Genomic DNA, 15,503 nt, shown 5'->3' with positions numbered 1-15,503 from the left:
TCGGTTCAGATGCGCTCGCCGGATGCGAGCGTCATGATGTTTTCCTGGGTCGCGCGCTCGCGGGGCAGAATGCCGCCCAGCCTGCGTTCATGCATCACTGCGACGCGATCGCTCATGCCGATCACCTCGGGCAGCTCCGACGAGATCATCACGATCGCCACGCCATTCCTTGCGAGCTGCGTGATGAGCGCATGTATCTCGGCCTTGGCGCCGACGTCGACGCCGCGCGTTGGCTCGTCGAGAATCAGGATCTTCGGCTGGTTGAGCAGCCATCTCGCGAGCAGCACCTTCTGTTGATTGCCGCCGCTCAGGTTCTCGATGATCTGATCGAGACCCGGCGTCTTCACCTTGAGGCTGCGACACATGTCCTCGCATTCCTCGTTCATCCGCTGCTGCCTGACGAAGCCGAATGCGCAATTGCGCCTGAGCGCCGAGATCTCCATGTTGTCGCCGACGGAAAGCTGCAAAAAGAGTCCCGTGCCCTTGCGATCCTCGGTGAGGAATGCGACGCCGGCGCGAATCGCATCGGCGGGCGTGCGGATCGTGGCTACCTCGCGTTCGAAGCGGATCTCGCCTTCGTCGGCCGGATAGATGCCGAAGATCGACTCCATCACCTCGGTGCGGCCCGAGCCCATCAGACCCGCTACGCCGAGAATCTCGCCGTAGCGGACATCGAAGCTCACATCGGAAAACGCACCGCGCCTTCCCAGGCCACGCACCGAAAGCGCCACGTCGCCGATTGGCACGGTCTCTTTCGGGAAGACCTGAGTGAGTTCGCGGCCGACCATGGCGGCGATCAGCGATTGCTTGTCGAACTCGCGCGCCGCCCGCGTGACGATGTGATGCCCGTCGCGGAAGATCGAGATGTCGTCGGCGATGCGGAACACCTCGTCCATCTTGTGCGTGATGTAGATGATCGCCTTGCCGCGCGCCTTCAGCTCGCCGATGATGCGGAACAGATGCTCGACTTCCTTGTCGGTGATGGCCGAGGTCGGCTCGTCCATGATCAGCAGGTCGGAGTCGAAAGAGACGGCCTTGGCGATCTCCACCATCTGCCGGTTCGCGATGCTGAGCGTACCGAGATCGACTTGCGGATCGATGTCGATATCGAGCTGCGCGAAGAGCTCGCGCGTGCGCCGGTTCAGCGCGCGATGATCGACGAGCCCGAGCCGGTTGCGCGGCTCGCGGCGAATCCAGATGTTCTCCGCCACCGTCATGTCCGGCAGCAGGTTCAGTTCCTGATGGATCATCGCGATGCCGCGGTCGAGCGCGTCGCGCGGCGACCTGAGCGTGACCGGCTCGCCCCTGAAATGCAGCGTGCCTTCATCGGGCGCATGGATGCCCGCGATGACCTTCATCATCGTGGACTTGCCCGCCCCGTTCTCGCCCATGAGCGCGTGAACCCTGCCGGCATGAATGTCGATGGAAACGTCGGCGAGCGCGACCACGCCCGGAAATGCCTTGCGGACGTGGCTCGCCGCGAAAAGCGGCCCGGCCTGTCCCTGAACTGTATTGCGCCGCTCCTGCGAGCGGTGTGCTGCGATGGTTGAGTCCAGCATCTTCGCTCTCTCCTGACAAAGCGTGTAGAGGACACTTCCCCGCCCGATGCGGGCATGGCATGAGAGCCTTGCCCGTCGCCATTCACGAGGGTGAACGGCTCACCGGTTCACAAAGGTCTTGTAGTTGTCAGGTGTGACGAGCTGATACGGAATCCATGCTTCGCTCTGCACGGTTTTGTCGCCGCCCGCGAGCTTCGCGGCCATGTCGACGGCGGTCTTGCCCTGTCCCTTGCCGTCCTGGAACACGGTGACGGCGAGGTCGCCCTTCGACATCGCGAACAGCGCGTCCTTGGTCGCATCGACGCCGGCGATCAGCACCGTCTTCGGCGAGACGCCCGCCTGGCGCATCGCGATGAGAGCGCCGAGCGCCATTTCGTCGTTGTTCGCGGCGACGGCGTCGAACTTCTTGCCCGCGCTGAGCCACTGGCTCATCAGGTTGATGGCCTGACTGCGATCGAAGTTGGCCGTCTGTTCCGCGACGACATGAATGTCCGGATTCTTCGTCACGATGTCCTTGACGCCGCGCGTGCGGTCGCGGGTCGCATCGGTCGAGAGCTCGCCGAGCATGACGGCGATATTGCCTTTGCCGTTCAGCTTCTTCGCGAGGTACTCCATCTGCAGATGACCGGCGATGAGGCTGTCGGAGCCGACGAAATAAGCGCCGTTGCCCATCGCTTCATTCGGCTTGCGATTGACATAGACGATCGGAATGCCGGCCTTGCGCGCGGCATCCGTCATGCGCTTCGTCGCCGATGCATCGGCGGGATTCACGATGATCGCCGCGACGTGCTGCGCGACGAAGGCTTCGACCTGGCTCACCTGGCGGCCGACATCGCCCTGTGCGTCTTCGAAGTCGAGGTTGACCGCTTTCGCCTTGCCTTCGGTCGCCATCGCTTCGCGGACCGTCGTCAGGAAGTTGTCGTCGAAGTGCGCCATCGAGACGCCGATGGTCGTGGCTGCCTGAGCCGAGAGAGGAAGTGCTGCCGCCACCGCCAGCGCGAGCAGCGATCGTGTGAGGAACTTCATGGTTGTCTCCGTTATGTTGACTGGTCCGGCGCGAGGCGCGCCGAACCTTCATGCCGTGTTATTCACGGTCTGCGACTGCTTTTCGATGCTGATGTGCGGTGCGAGAAAGGCGCGTTACGCGGCCTCGCGCAGGGCGCCCGATTCGAGGCCCTGACGGATGTGGTCGATGCTTTCGCGCAGACGCTGCTCGATATCGACGGCCTGGGCGATTTCCTCGGCGAACGGCTCGAACGACGCATGACCGCGATAGCCGCGCGCGCGCAGCGTCGCGAGTTGACGAACATTGCCGAGACGGTCATCACGGCCTACCAGCACGCGATGGCCGTCACGCATCTCGCCAACCGGCAGCGCAGCCTCTTCGACGCCGGAGATATGCACGAGGCCCGTGAGATCGGGATAGAAGATGTCCTCGCCGGACAGGTGATGATGGAAGGTGTCGTGCACCAGCTTGAAGTGACGCTCGCCCGCGGCATCGTAGATGCCCTTCACTGCATCGGACTTGCGGCGCAAGGCGCATTCTTCGAACCCGAGCGTCTCGACGAGGCCGACGAGACCGTGATCGTCGAATACCGGCTTCAGTTGCGTAAGCGCATGAACGAGATCGGCATGACGATCGGCCGCCGTGCGCGTATCGAGCAGCGAGTTGGTCGGGCACAGCACGAGCGCCATCGCGCCGCACGCCGCCGCGTACTTGGCGAGCTGGACCGCTTCCTTCAGCCGCGTCGCATCGAACTGCTCGAAGCGCTGCAGTGCGTTGATCGAGAGGATGCGGATGCCGGACGTATCGGTTTGCTCCTTGATCTGCGTGGCCGGCGTGCCGTCGCTGATTTCGACGCCGGGCAGATCGTTGCGAATCTCGATCGCCTCGATGCCGAGACGCTGGCACAGCGCCAGATATTCGGCGAACGTCAGCTTCGGCGCGCTCATGCGGTTAAGGGAAAACTTCAGTTCATCGCTCATCGTTGTCTCCGGTGTATGCAACTTGGAATTTTTCTGGCCGAGGCGTTCTTCGTTCTCTCGCTGCGTCATCGGGCGCTGGACACTGATTCGAAGGCCTCGCCGATATGAGAAAAGGTAAGTGACCCATTGACGCGCCTCAACGAAAACGTTGATGATTTATCGTCAGCGGCAGCATCGAAAGCACGCGGAAGACGTGCTGCAATGCGATGAACAAGCAAGCGGCCGAACGAGCCGACAACACGGAGACAAGGACATGACCCACGCGAGCTCGCCCCGGCGCAAGCGCACGCCGCGTTTCGTCGAGATTGCAGAGGCCGCGGGCGTGAGTCCCGCGACGGTGGACCGCGTGCTGAACGAGCGCGGAAGCGTGTCCGCCGCGATGCGGGCGCGCGTCGTGGCGGCGGCCCAGCAGCTCGGCGTGCCGCGCGTGCTGCCGGATACGCGGCATGGTCTTGTGCATATCGACGTGCTGATCCCGCACAACGACACGCCGTTTTTCCAGCGGCTCAACGTGGCGCTGCAACGCTCGATGCAGATGCTGGACCGCAGAATCGTCCTGCATCGCCAGATCCTTCCCGAGGCCGACGACGACATCATCACGCGCGCGATCCTCAAGCCGGGCTACAGGCGCTCCGGCCTGATCGTCACCACGCACGACACGCCCGCCGTGCGCGAGGCGCTGCATACGGTGATCGCCGAGGGCGTGCCTGTCGTGACGATGGTGACCGACATCGCGGGCATCGAGCGCCTGCACTACGCAGGCATCGACAATGCAACCGCGGGCCGCACGGCGGGCTACTTCGTCGGACGGCTCGCGTCTCAGCCGGGCCGCGTGCTGCTGCTGTGCACGCGCAAGGACTACCGGGCGCATATCGACCGGATCAGCGGATGCCGCGCCGCGCTGGTCGACGCGTTTCCGCACCTCGTCTGCGAGGACGAAGAGATGGAAACACTGGACGACGTCGATCGCTGTCATCGCGCCGTGCTGAATGCGCTCAAACGCGGCAACGTGGTCGGCATCTACAACAGCGGATATGGATCGGAGGGGATCGAGGCCGCGCTGCGCAAGACGGGCGCGGCCGGGAACGTGGTCTGGGTCGGTCACGAGATGCTCGACCGCCACAAACAGTACATCGAGCGGGGAACGATGGATATCGCGATCGATCAGGACCCTGACGGTCAGGTCATCTCTGCCTTGCAGCATGCGCTCAATGCATGCGGCGTGGTGGATGCGCCCGCGCCGCCCGGACCCGTGGAGTTCAGAATCTTCTGCTCGGCCAACGTACGGACGAGCCCGTATCTGGTCGACGGCGGAACGCAGTCACCCCTCGCGATTTCAGCGAGGTGAGCGGTTCAGCTCGAAGCGGCCAACGCCCGATGCTCGTCGGCGCTGTCCGCTTCCACTTCGCGCCATAGCTCGCGTATCCAGTCCTGTAGCTGCAGCGACTCGGCCCACCGGTCCGTCGTGTCGTTGCCGTCGGGTCCGATGATCGCGTAAGGCTGCGGCCCGAGCTCGCAGGTGAACGCGAGGGTTTCGTCCGCACCCGCGCGGCGGCGCCACGATCGAAAACCATAGCGCCACCAGTCGAGAAACAGGTCCACCCATTTCCGGTGCGGCGCGAAAGACAACTCGATCTGCACCTGCTCGGGGCTCGCGACACGGCCGTGAAAAGCCCATGAATGGTCGAGAATGCGCTGCATGAGCGCGTGATTTTCGACGGAAACCGGGTACGCCATTTCGCGCCCGACGACGTAGTGCGAAATGTCGCCCAACAGCGTGAGTTCGGGACGCGCGTCGAGCAGATCGAGCGTGAAGTACAGGTCCGTCGTCATACGGTCGCGATGCGTCTCGATGTACACGGGGAAATCCACCTGCTCCGCCAGGCGTCGCCAGCCATCCAGCAGCGCGAGCGCTTCGCGTGTCGTCCGTGGACGCGTGTCGGGTTGCAGATCGATGTGATGCAGACCGAACTCCGTCGCCAGATCGAGCACCGGCTGCAGGTCATCGACAGTCCTGGGGAAGCATTGCCCTTCCGCTGCCAGCCCGTATTGCCTTCGCAACCCTGCCATCCGCTTCACGCTGTCGCGGTCCGTACAGTGCGCGCTGATGCCGTCGAAACCGGCTTCGGCGATCAAGCGCATGTTCTCTTCGAGCGAGCGCTCGTAGCCATCGGTATGGCGGCGCTCCATCGCCCAGAGGGACTGGAACACAAGCAGTCGTTGCGCCATTACATCTCCTTTCGTATCGTTGTCGCCCGCATCAGAGCAGGCTCTTGAGCTTGACGTCGCGGTTCGCCAGTTGCGCGCCTTCGATCAAGACGCCGCGCTCGACCAGCATCCGTGCAAGCCGCATCTCCTTCGCCAAGCCACTCATCGGACCGAAGCCGCTCGCACCGACGAGCTGCCCCGCTTCGTTGACGTCGAAGTGAATCTCCGCGTCGCCGCTGATGTTGCGCACGATCGAGCGCTTTCCGAGCGACGGTTCGCCCGCGACCTGAAGCTGGTGGTCGTACTGATCCGACCAGAACCAGGGCAGCTCCCGATACGCTTCGCGTGCGCCCAGCATGTTGCGTGCGGCCCCGCGCGCCTGCGTTTCCGCGTTGTGCCAGGTTTCCTGACGAATGCGATGCGGCCCGAAGCGGCTCGGGAACACCGCGACATCGCCCGCGGCATAGACACCGGGCGCTGATGTCTCGAGCGCTTCATCGACGAGAATGCCGCGCTCGACGTCGAGGCCCGCCGCGCGCGCGAGTTCGTCAGCAGGCTCGATTCCGATGCCGACGACCGCCGTACCGGCGTCGAGCCTCTCGCCCGAGTCCAGAGTCACGGCAAGCGTGCCGTCTTCGCGCCGCTCGAACGCTTTGGGCATCGCGCCCAAAAGCACTTTCACGCCGTTGCGCTCGTGCAGTTCGTGGGCGCGCGCCGCGATCGCGGCAGGCACGGCACGCCCGAGCAGCCGCGCACCGCCTTCGATGACCGTCACCTCACACCCGCGCGCACGGGCAGACGCAGCCACTTCGAGACCGATAAAACCGCCGCCGACGATGACGATCCGCGACGCGGGCGCGAGCCGCCGCGCGATCGCGTCGGCGTCGTCGAGCGTGCGCAGACAGTGCACGCCCGCGCCGTTTGCACCGGGAATCGAAAGACGGCGCGCATGGCCGCCCGTCGCGAGCAGCATTGCTTCGTAGGCGATCGTCCGGCCATCCGACAGCTTCAGCGTGCGCGCCGCTGGATCGAACGACTGCACGGTCGCGACCACATGATCGATGCCGTCATCGCGCCAGGCTTCGGGCGCGCGCAGGCCGCACTGTCGCGCGTCGCGCTCGCCCGTCAGCAGATCTTTCGACAGCGGCGGCCGCTCGTACGGCAGATGCGGTTCCGCCCCGATCAGCGCGATGCCGCCGCGCCAGCCCGCTTCGCGCAACGTCTGCGCGGCGCGGCCGCCGACGTGGCCGGCCCCGACGATCGCCATGACACGTTCATTGGACATCGCGCTGGACCTCGAGGAAGATGCGGCCGCCCTCGACTTTCGCCGGATAGGTCCTGAGCTTCTCGCAGACGGGCGCGCCGAGCGGACGGCCGTCGCGGACGTCGAAGCGGCCATTGTGCTTCGGGCATTCGATCACGTGCCCCATCACGAGGCCATCGCAGAGATGAACGTGCTCGTGCGTGCAGAGTCCGTCGCTCGCGTACACGGCGTCCTCCACGCGGTAGATCGCATAGGTCCGGCCCGCGTGGTCGAAACGCGTCACGTCCTCGTCGTCGATCTCGTCGAATGCGACTGCATCGATCCATTGGCTCATTTCGTGTCTCCTTGTGTTTTGTGTTTGTCCGCGCCAGTTCAGGATGCGCTCGGCACGGGCCGCGTGACGTGATAAGCCGGGTCACGCGTCTGGCGAATCAGCGCCGGAATAATCTCCGCATAGGCGGACAGACTGCTCGGATAAGGCGGCGGCATATCCGCCCTGACGGTCTCGTGCAGGCGCGGCAGCGCGTGGAACGGGATCATCGGGAACATGTGGTGCTCGATGTGGTAGTTCATGTTCCAGTAGAGAAACCGGAACACCGGATTCATCTTCACCGTGCGGCAGTTCTTGCGATGATCGAGGACGTTTTCCGGCAGGCCCGCATGCTGCGTCAAGCCGAAGTAGAGATAGAGCCACGCGCCGTAGAGACTGGGCAATCCGATGTACAACAACGGCAACGGCGAGCGGAACACGAAGCACGCGCCAATCACGACTGCATAGACCAGCAGCGACACGCGAGCCTCGCGGATGACTTTCGGCAACTCGGACTCCGGCACGAAGGTCTTCTCCTCCGTACCGATCTTCCCGAACGCCGCCAGGACCATCTTCGGCAACTCGTTCCACACGTGCTTGATCGCGAAGATGTTGAGCAGCAGCGCAATCCAGTCCGTCGGACGCGGCGCGGCGATCTCCGGGTCGCGGCCGACGATCAGCGTGTCGGTATGATGGCGCGCATGGCTCCAGCGCCAGACGGTCGCGCGGCGAAATACCTGGAACGAAGCGACCTGATACAGCACGTCGTTCATCCAGCGTGTCTTGAACGCCGTGCCATGCCCGCACTCGTGCCAACGCGAATCGGCCGGACTGCAATAGAGCGTGCCGTACAGGAAGAACGCGGGCACCGCCCACCACGAATCCGCGCGCCACGCGAGCCATGCGAGCACGCCACTCGCAATGATCGTCGCATACCAGATCACGGTGTCGCGGATCGCGCGCGAATCGTCACGCTGCATCAGCGATTTCATCGTGGGGCGCGGCACCGGGCATTTGTACCATTCGGCATTGACAAGTCCCGCGGCTTGCGCACGATCGCCGGCGCCGTCAATGAGCCGGTAAGCCTGATGACCTGCAGGGGTGCCCGCATCGCGCGAGCCTGTCTCCGTGTTCGACACTTACGTCTCCTTGATCCCATATGCCGCGTGCTTCGAACGGCGTTGTGTTGTTGGAATCAAACATAAGCGCCGGGGTGGCGACGCTCAACGGAAACGTTGATGAAATATCGTCAACCGTTCACAGGACGTGACGAAACCAATGTCTAATCTTTAACCGTCAGCAGGTCCATGCAGGCTCATATCGGCGCCCAACCCTTCCGGAAACCCGGGGAAGTGCGAAATGACGCTGTTTGTACGATCGAGCAATGCTTGCGATCACGATCGAGCGTCAGCTCGCTGTTGGGGAGCCGTCGTCCGAGCGTCTGGAGATCGGTGCAGACGTACGACTCCTCATGGCCCGACCGCGGATGACTTAGACCGAAGCGGGTGCATCAGCATCTCCGCGTCGTAAGTCGATTCACATAAATAGAATTAGCGCACATTTTCATTCATTGTAAATGGCTAACTCATAGTTCGTTTCACAAGCTTTACATCCTAAAGGGCCGGCGTGACGGTTGCGCCCATTTCGGCCAGCAACTCGACGATCAGATGCTCGTAGCGCTCAATGTGACGGGACCGCTTCAAATCGACGATGGGTGCGGACATCCGGTCGCCAAACAGCATCACGGCCATTGACTGGTTGTCCTGCTTTGACATCCACATCAGCCCTTGCGCCTCGGGCATGTTTTGCCATACCCATAGCGCCCATTCACGTGTGCGCGGATAGTCGGTCTTGTCGCCATCAAACAGATCCGATGGCGCCAGGCCCGGTCCACGCAATCCCGTTGCGGTCAGATTCGCCAGTTTCAGGTCCGCCAACCCGATTTGGCTCAGGTGCAAAGACGAAGCGAGGTCCCTCTCCAAGTCGTGCTGATAGCCGGCAGACGGCGTAGGCACGTCATGCAGAACCACTTCCATGATCGCCCCTCGCTCAGATGCGGCGGCATAGATTGTCGGAATGACTGTCCCGTTGTCCGGTCGATGCAGAGGACTGAAATGAGCGTTACCAAGACCGGAATCGTTGAAAGCGTCCGGCGCGTAGTTGCCTGTCGTCGAGTCGAGCGGGTGAACACGGAACCACGTACCAGTCGAGACCTTGCTGAGCGTGAGTGGAAACGCCGGCGGCGGGAACACCGAACTAACCATGCACGGCCCCAACAATGTGATCCTTCGCCGCTTCGATCACAGCTTGTGGATTCGTTGCGAGAACCTCACGCGGGCGCTTGCCGCGGAGCATACTATTCGTCGACTCGAACCAAGACGCGATTCGAAACGGCCGGTAGCCCTTGAAAATCTCCAGGATCTGCGTGACTTCAGGGATTGGGTTGCCGAGCTCGTCGAAGGCATACTTGGGATAAAGTGTCTGCCCGGCGCGCTCAATCGAAAAAATCTTGCCCTCCCTCTTCCACCGGCTCGTCACTGCATGCTGATTCGTCGCGTCAGGATTTTGCCGCTCGCCGACCCTCTGCGCAGTTAACCACGTCGTCCCGTTAAGTACAGCTTTCACCGCCTTCGCTTCCAATTCTGCCAGCGAGTCAGTCAACAGCGTGACGGGAGACGCGTCGACAAGCCCCTGCAACACAAGCCCTTCCTGCTCACTGACGCTAAGGCGGACCTGGCGTGTCATCTCGATCTTCGCTGCCGGCGTGAAATCCGCTGTCTGGATCTTGTCGATTAACATTGTCGCGGCCGCTCGAGTGGCGTCGAGCGCCATCACGTAGCGACCGATATCGCTGGCGACCGCCTGGATGGTACTCCCCAGGGGCGATACCAACGCAATATGCGCGGCGGCCGCACCCTTCGGACCCGCCGATTGCGCCTTGGCCATGTTCATCCTCAAATTAGGATTGTGATAGTTTCTATATATATCATAATTCTCACATTTCAATTGATTGAGGCACGGAGCATCGGGATCTCTCCTCGTACCAGCGACCGCGGGGACGGCAGCGCACAGCGCAGTCGTGAGGCGCATTCGTAACCTTATATCGGTTCGTTGCCGAGGCAAACGTTTCCAATGAAACTAGTTCGATTCCGACCCCAAATAGAGTGCGGCGGCATGACCCGCGGCTGCGGATACGCTTTGTCGCGCTATCGGGCGTCGACGCGCTTCACGACCGACCCTTTGGCCCGAAGCGACGTGACACACGACTACTCCAGCTACCCATTCACGCTCAACCCATCGAACCCGAACGGCGCCACGAGCTTGCCCGTATCAAGTTCCCGCTGCACCAGCAGCAAACTCTCCAGACACACGCCGACCCCATCAGCCGCCGCACTGATCGCCATGAACGAGCGATCGAAGCGCGGCCCGCGTGAAATATCGAGCGGCGTCTTTCGATGCAATGCGCATCCAGTCGCGCCATCCGACGAGGCAGTTCTCGCTGTGGATCAGCGTGTGATGCTTCAGATCCGCCACCGTGCGAATCGGGTGCACGCCTTCCATCAGCTTCGGCGAACACAGCGGCACGATAGTCTCCGACGTCAAATCGAGTACTAGCGTGCCAGCCGGTTGTAGCTTGTGCGCGCCGTATCGGAAATCGGCCGCGCCCGCGTGCACGCATGGACGGCCGGCGCGATCGTCGCGCAGGCGGCGCGCGCGCTCGAACGCGCGGTGGCGTCGTTCGACGAGCCGGATGCGCTCGCCATCATCGCGGAAACCGAGATCGAGATCTTGCAGGCGCAGACCGTCGCGTCGCAACTGATTCTCGACGCCAGCGCGAACGTCTTCGACGCACTCGGCGCTTCGCGACGTTGCGCACTTCGGGACTCGATCGCTACTGGCGCAACGCGCGCACCATCGCTTCGCATAACCCGCGCATCTACAAGGACCGCATCGTCGGCGACTTCGCCGTGAACGGCACGTTGCCGCCGGGGCAATGGCGCATCGCAGTGGCCTGACTTTCCCTTCTTTCGCCACACGCCCTGCCATGAGCAAGAAGCAAATCATTCTGAACGTGTTCAACATGAACTGTGTTGGCCATATCAATCATGGCCTGTGGACCCATCCGCGCGATCGTTCGACGGATTATCGGAAGCTCTCCTACTGGACCGATCTCGCGAAGCTGCTGGAGCGCGGCCTGTTCGACGGGATTTTCATCGCGGATATCGTCGGCGTGTACGAAATCTATCGACAATCAGTTGATGTCACGCTGAAGGAGTCGGTGCAATTGCCCGTCAACGATCCGATGATGCTCGTCTCCGCGATGGCGGCCGCCACGCGGAATCTCGGCTTCGGCATCACGGTCAATCTCACGTACGAGGCGCCCTATCTGCTCGCGCGGCGCTTTTCCACGCTCGATCATTTGACCGATGGCCGCATCGGCTGGAACATCGTGACCGGCTATCTCGACAGCGCCGCGCGCGCGATGGGCCACACCGAAAGACGCGACTTATATCTGGGACCCCGTGCTCGCCAAGGTCAAGCAGAACGGCCGTGTGCTGATCACGTCGGGACAGGTCGCCACCGAATCCGGCAAGGCGACCTTCGACGGCTTCGTCGCCTCGCGCAAGTTCGCGCAGGACAATCCCGCGTTCCTGAACGGCCTCGTCAAGGTGCTCGCCGACACCGACGCTCAATACCGCGATCACAAGGCCGACTGGGGCGCCGGCTCGAAACAGGTTCAGGCGGTCGCGCAGGAGTCGGGCGCGAAGGCCGCCGACGTGCCCGCGAGCCTCGCGCTCTATGCCTTCCCGAACGCGGGCGAGCAGGCGTCGCCGACATGGCTCGGCGGCGGCCAGCAGTCGGGCGCGGCAAAATCGCTCGCCGCGACCGCGCAGTTCCTCAAGCAGCAGGGCACGATCCAGAACGTGCTCGCGGATTACTCCACGGGTGTCGATCCGCGCTTCGCGCAGCAGGCCGCGAAATGACGTCGCTTTCCATCCGCAATCTCGGCGTCACGTACGAAGGCGCGAGCACGCCCGCGCTGAAGGGCGTCGACTTGCAGATAGGCAGCGGCGAATTCGTGGTGGCGCTGGGCGCGTCGGGATGCGGCAAGACCACGCTGCTCAATTGCCTCGCCGGTTTTCTCGATCCGACCGAAGGCGAGGCGTCGCTCAACGGCGAGCCGATCGTCGGGCCCGGCGCCGAGCGCGGCGTGGTGTTCCAGAAATATGCGTTGATGCCGTGGCTCGACGTGCTCGACAACGTCGCGCTCGGACTGCGTTTTCGCGGCATGAAGCGAAGCGAGCGGCACGCGATCGCACGCCGTACGCTCGCGCTCGTCGGCCTCGCGCAGCATGAGCACGCGAAGGTCTACGCGTTGTCGGGCGGGATGCAGCAGCGCGTGGGCATCGCGCGCGCGCTCGCGAGCGATCCCGAAGTGCTGCTGATGGACGAACCGATGGGCGCACTCGACGCCCTCACGCGCGAAACCGTGCAGGAACTGGTGCTCGACGTGTGGGCGCGCACGGGCAAGACGGTGTTCTTCATCACGCACAGCGTGGAGGAAGCGCTTTTCCTCGCGACGCGGCTCGTGCTGATGACGCCCGGTCCGGGGCGGATCGAGGAGGTGCACGAACTGCCGTTCTCGCGTGAATTCGTCCGGAACCGGGATGCGCGCGCCGTGAAATCATCGCCTGCGTTCATCGAGTGGCGCGAGCGGCTGACGCGCCGCCTGCATCGCACTGAAACGGAGGTGGCATGACCCATCCCGCTCAGGACGCGCGACTGCCGCGCGCAGCGACACCGCCGCGCATTGCACGACGCGCCACCCGCGTCAAACGGGGTGCGCGCTATCGCGGCATGCCGGGCGCGGGCCCGACGGCCGTGCCCAGCGTGCTGTGCGTCGCGACACTCGCGCTGCTCTGGTGGGCGGCCACGCATTTTCACTGGCTGCCGCCGCTCTTTCTGCCTTCGCCCGAAGCGGTGTGGCGCGCCTTCGTCGATGCCGTGCACGGGCGGCTGCAGGGTGGCCTGCCGCTCTACGAGCATCTGCTATGGAGCGCGATTCGCGTGTTCGGCGCATTCGCGCTGGCGGTGATCACCGCAGTGCCGATCGGCATTCTGATGGGCGTGAGCCGCATCGCGCGCGGCGTGCTCGATCCGCCGCTGGAGTTCTATCGGCCGCTGCCGCCGCTCGCGTATCTGCCGCTCGTCGTGATCTGGTTCGGCATCGACGAGACCGCGAAGATCGTCGTCATCTGGCTCGCGTGCTTCGCGCCGATCGCGATGGCCGCGCGCGCGGGCGTCCGGAGCGCGAGCGCCGAACAGGTGAACGCGGCGTGGTCGCTCGGCGCGAACTTCAGGCAAGTGGTGTGGCACGTAGTGTTGCCCGCCGCGCTGCCCGAAATCCTGACGGGCCTGCGCATCGCGGTCGGGTTCGGATGGACCACGCTCGTCGCCGCTGAGATGGTGGCCGCGACCGCCGGGCTCGGGCAGATGGTGCTCAACGCATCGAGCTTCCTGCGTACCGACGTGGTGGTGATGGGCATCGTGCTGATCGGCGCGACCGCGTGGATCTTCGACTTCGGCATGCGCGCGCTGGAGCGGCGGCTCGTGCCGTGGAAAGGAAGGTGATCGCGCCGCGAGACCTCACTGCGACCTCACCGCGAGACCTCAGCGCGCGGCCTGACCCGCGCGGATATCGAATGCGCCTCCGGTCTGGCGCGCATCGCTCGTCACGCGGCCTTTGCCGGGCAGCAGCGGGAACACCAGCTCCGCGAAGCGATACGCCTCTTCCAGATGCGGATAGCCCGACAGGACGAAGCTGTCTGCGCCTGCATCGACATATCCCTGAAGGCGCGCGGCCACCGTCTGCGCATCGCCGACGAGCGCCGTTCCCGCGCCGCCGCGCACCAGCCCGACGCCCGCCCACAGGTTCGGGCCGATCTCCAGTCGATCGCGCCGTCCGCCGTGCAGTTCCGCCATGCGGCGCTGCCCGACCGAATCCATCTTCGCGAAGTTCTGCTGCGATTGCGCGATGTCCTCGTCGGTCAGGCGGCTGATCAGGGAATCTGCCGCGGCCCATGCTTCCTCGTTCGTCTCGCGCACGATCACATGCAGGCGCACACCGAAGCGCACCGTGCGGCCACGGCGCGCTCGCGCACGTCCGCGAACTTCTTCGCGACGGCGGCGGGCGGCTCGCCCCAGGTCAGATACGTATCGACGTGCTCCGCCGCGATCTCGTGCGCGGCCTCCGACGAGCACCGCCGAAATACAACGGCGGATAAGGCTTCTGCACGGGCTCATGGAAGTTCTTCGCGCCTCGGACGCGCACATGCTTGCCGTCGAAATCGATCGATTCGCCCGTGAAGAGCTTGCGCCACACGCGCAGGAACTCGTCCGCGTATTCGTAGCGCGCTTCGTGATCGAGAAAGACGCCATCGGCGGCGAGTTCGGTCGCATCGCCGCCCGGCACGACATTGAGCAGCAGCCGGCCGCCCAGTGCTTCGTCGAGCGTTGCGGCCTGACGCGCGGACGCCGTGACGTTTCCGAGCGACGTGCGCAGCGCGACGAGCAACTTGATGCGGCGCGTGACCGGCGCGAGACTCGCCGAGGTCACCCACGGATCGAGGCAACTGCTGCCGGTCGGAATCAGCAGGCCGTCGTAGCCCAGCTCATCGGCGGCGACGGCGATCTGCCGCATGTAGGCGTTGGTCGGCGCGCGGCCGAAATCCGACACACCCAAGTAGCGTGTGTCTCCCGAGGTGGGCAGGAACCAGAAAACGTCGAGACTCATCATGCACTCCGAAGCAGCGAATCGCGCCGAGTCTAGCGACACGCGCACTACGCGCTAACCATCGAATGCAGCTATGGATATGCCTGGCGTTGCTAAGACGCGCTCCGGCGAATTCAGAAAGGCGGGAGTTCGACCGGCGGCTGGCACAGATCGACGGCATGGCCCATGTTGAAGTACCCGGCCTGCGCGAATAATGCGATGTACCTGAGCCGCTCGGTGCGGCTCGCCTCGTCGTTGCCGGGCGAGACCGGGCGCGGCGCATCGCATGCGCCCATCGCGCGCCGCGCTTCGCGCAGAAAGCGTTGCTCGCCCGACTGGTCGAAGCGGTTGGACAGGATGTGCCAGTAATGCGTCAGGAGTGGCGCCATGACTCGCTACCTT

Annotated in this window: 15 protein-coding genes and 3 pseudogenes; 6 read left to right on the top strand and 12 right to left on the bottom strand. The window is 63.9% G+C overall.

Annotated features, from left to right (window positions below; translation table 11 throughout):
- Positions 1–5: 5 nt before the first annotated feature.
- From AC1Z32_RS08840 to AC1Z32_RS08830, 3 genes are all read right to left on the bottom strand, one after another.
- Positions 6–1,559 (bottom strand): sugar ABC transporter ATP-binding protein, encoded by a 1,554-nt coding sequence (locus AC1Z32_RS08840; RefSeq protein ID WP_483478354.1) that lies wholly within the window; start codon positions 1,557–1,559, stop codon positions 6–8.
- Between the two features lie 99 nt (positions 1,560–1,658).
- Positions 1,659–2,585 carry a sugar ABC transporter substrate-binding protein gene (locus AC1Z32_RS08835; RefSeq protein ID WP_483478353.1) on the bottom strand — a complete coding sequence of 309 codons (927 nt, stop codon included), beginning with the start codon at positions 2,583–2,585 and terminating at the stop codon, positions 1,659–1,661.
- Positions 2,586–2,699: 114 nt separating this feature from the next.
- Positions 2,700–3,545, bottom strand: a complete 846-nt coding sequence (locus tag AC1Z32_RS08830; protein WP_483478352.1) for a TIM barrel protein — start codon at positions 3,543–3,545, stop codon at positions 2,700–2,702.
- A 253-nt stretch (positions 3,546–3,798) separates the two neighbouring features.
- On the opposite strand from AC1Z32_RS08830, the gene AC1Z32_RS08825 reads away from it, so the two are divergent.
- A complete protein-coding gene (locus AC1Z32_RS08825; RefSeq protein ID WP_483478351.1) occupies positions 3,799–4,893 on the top strand; it encodes a LacI family DNA-binding transcriptional regulator in 1,095 nt (364 codons plus the stop codon).
- A 5-nt stretch (positions 4,894–4,898) separates the two neighbouring features.
- Here the strand turns inward: AC1Z32_RS08825 and AC1Z32_RS08820 are convergent, their stop codons facing one another.
- From AC1Z32_RS08820 to AC1Z32_RS08790, 7 genes are all read right to left on the bottom strand, one after another.
- Positions 4,899–5,774: a sugar phosphate isomerase/epimerase family protein gene (locus tag AC1Z32_RS08820; RefSeq protein WP_483478350.1), complete on the bottom strand. Its 876-nt coding sequence runs from the start codon at positions 5,772–5,774 to the stop codon at positions 4,899–4,901.
- 31 nt (positions 5,775–5,805) lie between these two features.
- Positions 5,806–7,038 carry an NAD(P)/FAD-dependent oxidoreductase gene (locus tag AC1Z32_RS08815; protein WP_483478349.1) on the bottom strand — a complete coding sequence of 411 codons (1,233 nt, stop codon included), beginning with the start codon at positions 7,036–7,038 and terminating at the stop codon, positions 5,806–5,808.
- Complete coding sequence (locus tag AC1Z32_RS08810) at positions 7,028–7,351, bottom strand: MocE family 2Fe-2S type ferredoxin (protein WP_483478348.1); 324 nt, start codon at positions 7,349–7,351, stop codon at positions 7,028–7,030. The genes AC1Z32_RS08815 and AC1Z32_RS08810 overlap by 11 nt, the downstream gene beginning before the upstream one ends.
- A gap of 38 nt (positions 7,352–7,389) precedes the next feature.
- Positions 7,390–8,466, bottom strand: a complete 1,077-nt coding sequence (locus AC1Z32_RS08805; RefSeq protein ID WP_483478347.1) for a fatty acid desaturase family protein — start codon at positions 8,464–8,466, stop codon at positions 7,390–7,392.
- Positions 8,467–8,940: 474 nt separating this feature from the next.
- Positions 8,941–9,591: an RES family NAD+ phosphorylase gene (locus AC1Z32_RS08800; protein ID WP_483478346.1), complete on the bottom strand. Its 651-nt coding sequence runs from the start codon at positions 9,589–9,591 to the stop codon at positions 8,941–8,943.
- Positions 9,584–10,273, bottom strand: coding sequence for a hypothetical protein (locus AC1Z32_RS08795; RefSeq protein ID WP_483478345.1), 690 nt, complete (start codon positions 10,271–10,273; stop codon positions 9,584–9,586). The genes AC1Z32_RS08800 and AC1Z32_RS08795 overlap by 8 nt, the downstream gene beginning before the upstream one ends.
- Before the next feature lie 435 nt (positions 10,274–10,708).
- Entirely contained in the window at positions 10,709–11,143 is a 435-nt protein-coding gene (locus tag AC1Z32_RS08790) for a hypothetical protein (protein ID WP_483478344.1), read from the bottom strand.
- Between the two features lie 53 nt (positions 11,144–11,196).
- Between AC1Z32_RS08790 and AC1Z32_RS08785 the strand changes: the two genes are divergently transcribed.
- From AC1Z32_RS08785 to AC1Z32_RS08765, 5 genes and pseudogenes are all read left to right on the top strand, one after another.
- The gene (locus AC1Z32_RS08785) at positions 11,197–11,343 is read left to right on the top strand and encodes a hypothetical protein (protein WP_483478343.1); all 147 of its coding nucleotides are present in this window, start codon (positions 11,197–11,199) and stop codon (positions 11,341–11,343) included.
- Positions 11,322–11,807, top strand: a pseudogene (locus tag AC1Z32_RS08780) (LLM class flavin-dependent oxidoreductase); the annotation flags it as partial. The gene AC1Z32_RS08785 and the pseudogene AC1Z32_RS08780, both read left to right, overlap by 22 nt.
- 19 nt (positions 11,808–11,826) lie before the next feature.
- Positions 11,827–12,312, top strand: a pseudogene (locus tag AC1Z32_RS08775) (taurine ABC transporter substrate-binding protein); the annotation flags it as partial.
- Entirely contained in the window at positions 12,309–13,088 is a 780-nt protein-coding gene (locus AC1Z32_RS08770; protein ID WP_483478807.1) for a taurine ABC transporter ATP-binding protein, read from the top strand. The pseudogene AC1Z32_RS08775 and the gene AC1Z32_RS08770, both read left to right, overlap by 4 nt.
- Complete coding sequence (locus AC1Z32_RS08765) at positions 13,085–13,960, top strand: ABC transporter permease subunit (RefSeq protein ID WP_483478342.1); 876 nt, start codon at positions 13,085–13,087, stop codon at positions 13,958–13,960. Before AC1Z32_RS08770 ends, AC1Z32_RS08765 begins: the two co-directional genes overlap by 4 nt.
- 39 nt (positions 13,961–13,999) lie before the next feature.
- Here AC1Z32_RS08765 and ssuD read toward each other — a convergent pair.
- Together ssuD and AC1Z32_RS08755 are read right to left on the bottom strand one after the other, a co-directional pair.
- Positions 14,000–15,122, bottom strand: a pseudogene (gene ssuD, locus AC1Z32_RS08760) (FMNH2-dependent alkanesulfonate monooxygenase).
- Between the two features lie 113 nt (positions 15,123–15,235).
- Positions 15,236–15,490 (bottom strand): hypothetical protein, encoded by a 255-nt coding sequence (locus AC1Z32_RS08755; protein ID WP_483478341.1) that lies wholly within the window; start codon positions 15,488–15,490, stop codon positions 15,236–15,238.
- Positions 15,491–15,503: the final 13 nt, after the last annotated feature.

This window comes from Caballeronia sp. 11_S32 (assembly GCF_056930355.1).
Note: the sequence above shows the minus strand (reverse complement) of the source record. Positions and strands in the feature narration are given on the sequence as shown.